At 68.3% G+C, this 3,195-nt stretch carries 2 protein-coding genes and 1 pseudogene; 1 reads left to right on the forward strand and 2 read right to left on the reverse strand.

Features of this window, described 5'->3' with window-relative positions; all coding sequences use genetic code 11:
• Nucleotides 1-699, reverse strand: a 699-nt coding sequence (locus tag Q0116_RS08685) for a PfkB family carbohydrate kinase (RefSeq protein ID WP_297886970.1), incomplete at its 3' end; no start/stop codon positions are given.
• Between the two features lie 189 nt (nucleotides 700-888).
• A complete protein-coding gene (locus tag Q0116_RS08690; protein WP_297886972.1) occupies nucleotides 889-2,562 on the reverse strand; it encodes an alpha-glucosidase in 1,674 nt (557 codons plus the stop codon).
• Nucleotides 2,563-2,778: 216 nt separating this feature from the next.
• On the opposite strand from Q0116_RS08690, the pseudogene Q0116_RS08695 reads away from it, so the two are divergent.
• Nucleotides 2,779-3,195, forward strand: a pseudogene (locus Q0116_RS08695) (sucrose-6-phosphate hydrolase); the annotation flags it as partial.

Consider the following 3,195-nt stretch of genomic DNA (forward strand, 5'->3'; position numbering starts at 1 on the left):
GTCCTCGCCGGCGACAAGGCGCGCCCACGCGTCTCCCGCCGTCAGGAAGACGGCGTCCGGTCCGGCGTCGAGTAGCTCGTCGGGGGCCGCCGGGAGCGCGTCGCCGCCGAGGTCCTCCCGCGAGGCCTTGAGAACGTCCGTCGCCGAGAGCATCCGCCGCAGCGTCGGTTCGGGGTCGACCTCCCAGAGCTCCGGCCGGACGTTCGGGTCGAAGCAGACCCGGCAGCCCGCGGCCAGCGCGCGCTCGACGAGGTCGAACGTCTCCGACCGGGCCGGCTCGACGGTCAGCGTCACCCCGCCGACGACCACGACGTCGACCGACTCGAGGACGCCGTCCCCGACGCCGCTCGTATCGAACTGCCTGTCGGCCGTTTCCTGACGGTAGAAGGTGAACTCCCGGTCCGCGTCCCGACCGTGCGAGACGAACGCCAGCGCGGTCTGCGCGTCCGGCGCTCGGTTCACGAACCGGTCAGGGATCCCCTCTCGGTCGAGCACGGTCGCGAGGTGCTCGCCGAAGGCGTCGGTCGCGAGCGTCGTACAGAACCACGGCGTCCGGTTCAGCCTAGCGAGCCCGACCGCCACGTTGGCCGGCGCCCCGCCGGCCTGTCGGGAGAACGCCTCGACCGTCGCCAGCGCTCCGCGTTCGCCGGGGATGAAGTCGATCAGCGCCTCCCCGGCGACGAGTGTCTCACGCGTCATACGGTGCTCGGGCGGGTCCGACGTGGTGGCCGTGCCGTTGCTCCGCGGTCGCCGCTCCTCGTTGCCGGCGGGACATCTCTCGACCGTGTCGTCGAGTGTGCGGATAATAAACTCACGGGACGGCGACGGGCCCCGTCGACGGCGCCCCGTCACCGAAATCGCTCCGCTCGCGTCGCCCGGCGGTCGGCCTCAGCGAGAGTCGGCGTACAGCCGGGCCTCGTACGGACGAAGTTCGAACGGTTCGCCGGGCGCTTCCGGCACTGACTCGTAGTTACCGAGGAGGAGGGAGGCGGACGCGGCGACCGGATCGACCTCGACCCCCCGCGATTCGTTCGAGAGATTGAGCACGACCGCGACCCGCTCGTCGTCTAGGCTCCGCTCGTAGACGTACAGCTGCTCGTCGTCGGGGTAATAGAGTTCGTAGGCGCCGTGCTGGAGTGGTTCCGAACCCCCTCGCACGTCGATCAGCGTTCGGTAGTACGACAGCACGGACGGCGTCCGCTCGCGTTCGCGAGCGGCGTTGACGACCTCGTAGTCGTCGTTCACCGGCAGCCACGGGTCGCCGTCGGTGAAGCCCGCGTGTCGCCCGTCGGTCCACTGCATCGGCGTCCGGGCGTTGTCACGCGACCGTGCCTCGACGACGTGTCTGACATCCTGGTACTCTTCGAACGCGCCGTCCGCCATCAGTTCTCGGACGTTCCGGACGGTGTCGACGTCCGCGACGTCGTCCAGGGTTTCGAAGGCGGTGTTCGTCATCCCGAGCTCCTGTCCCTGATAGACGAAGGGCGTCCCGCGCAGGGTCAGGAGAGCCGTCGCGAACGCGGTCGCGGACTCGTAGTGGTACGCCTCGTCGTCGCCGAACCGAGAGACGCTGCGCGGCTGGTCGTGGTTCTCGAAGAAGAGGGTCGTCCACCACTCGTCGTCGAGGCCGTGCTGCCACCTGTCGAGGATCGACTTGAGTTCCGGCAGCGTCCACTCGCCGACGTCCCACCGACCGTTCGGACCGAAGTCGATCTGGACGTGCTCGAAGGGGAAGACGAGGTCGAGCGGTCCGTCCTCGCCGGTGTACTCGCGGGCGGACTCGAGCGTGAGCTCCGGCATCTCGCCGACGGTGACGATGTCTCTCCCGGCGAACACCGCCTCGCGCATCTCGTCTAAGTACTCGTGAATTCGCGGGCCGTCGACGAAGTGCTCGCTGCCGACCAGGTCTCGACCGGGGTCGCCGTCCGGCAGCCCCTCCGGCTTCGAGATGAGGTTGAGGACGTCGAGCCGAAAACCGTCGATGCCCTTGTCGAGCCACCAGTTCATCACGTCGTAAACGTCCTCTCTGACGTCGGGATTGCGCCAGTTGAGGTCGGGCTGTGTCGTGTCGAAGAGACTCAGATACCACGCCTCGCGTTCCTCGTCGTACGTCCACGCGGAGCCGCCGAAGAACGACTCCCAGTTGTTCGGGGGCTCGGCCGGGTCGCCCTCGCGCCAAATGTAGTAGTCCCCGTACTCTCCGTCGGGGTCCGCGCGGGACTGCTGGAACCAGTCGTGTTCGGACGACGTGTGGTTCGCGACCATGTCCATCACCAGCCGGATGTCCCGGTCGTGGAGGCCGTCGAGTAGCGCCTCCCAGTCGTCCATGGTCCCGTACTCGTCGTGGATCGAACGATAGTCGCTGACGTCGTACCCGTTGTCGTGCTGGGGCGATTCGTACACCGGGCTGAGCCAGACGGCGTCGACGCCCAGCTCGTCGACGTAGTCGAGCCTCTCCACGATCCCGGGGATGTCGCCGACGCCGTCGCCGTCGCCGTCGTTGAAGCTCCGCGGATAGATCTGATACACCACCGCCTCCTTCCACCAAGCGCGTTCTGTCATTCTTGCGTGTGATCCGGCCGGTGTGGTTCGTCCCGCGATTCGACGAGCCGCCGGTCCGGAGCGAATTGGCTCAGTGTTGGTCCGTCCGCTTTTAGCCCTGTCGGAACGCGCTCACCCGTCCGCCCTCGCTCGCTTCGAGCGGTCGGTGACGGGCGACTGATCTCGGACGCGCGTCGGATGGATCGCGTTTTTACCGTGCGAAGAGATACCGGACACATGGCAGACACGCCGGTTCGCGTCGGACTCCTCGTCGACGGGGAGCCGAGCGACCGACAGGCGGCGGCACGCGAGTGGGCGGCCTCCCGATACGACGTTGAGACCCTCGACCCGGCGCAGGTCGGTCAGTCGTCGCCACACGACGTCCTCTGGTGGCACCGCGAGGAGTCGCTGACGACGGTCGACGACCGGATCGCATCTGGGCTCGCGGAGTACGTCCGGAGCGGTGGTGGACTCCTCTTGAGCCTTCGCGCCGTGGGCGCGGTGGCCCCGCTCGGCTTCGAGCCGGTCTCTCCCGACGCCGTCGGGACGCGGACCGTCACGGCCCCGACCGGGCCCCTCTGGCGTGCGGTGTACGACGACCACCCCGCGGTCGACCCGTTCGATGACCTCAGGACTCCGATCGCGGAACACGGG

The sequence above is a fragment of the uncultured Halorubrum sp. genome, from assembly GCF_937146585.1.
In the GTDB taxonomy this organism is placed as follows: domain Archaea; phylum Halobacteriota; class Halobacteria; order Halobacteriales; family Haloferacaceae; genus Halorubrum; species Halorubrum miltondacostae.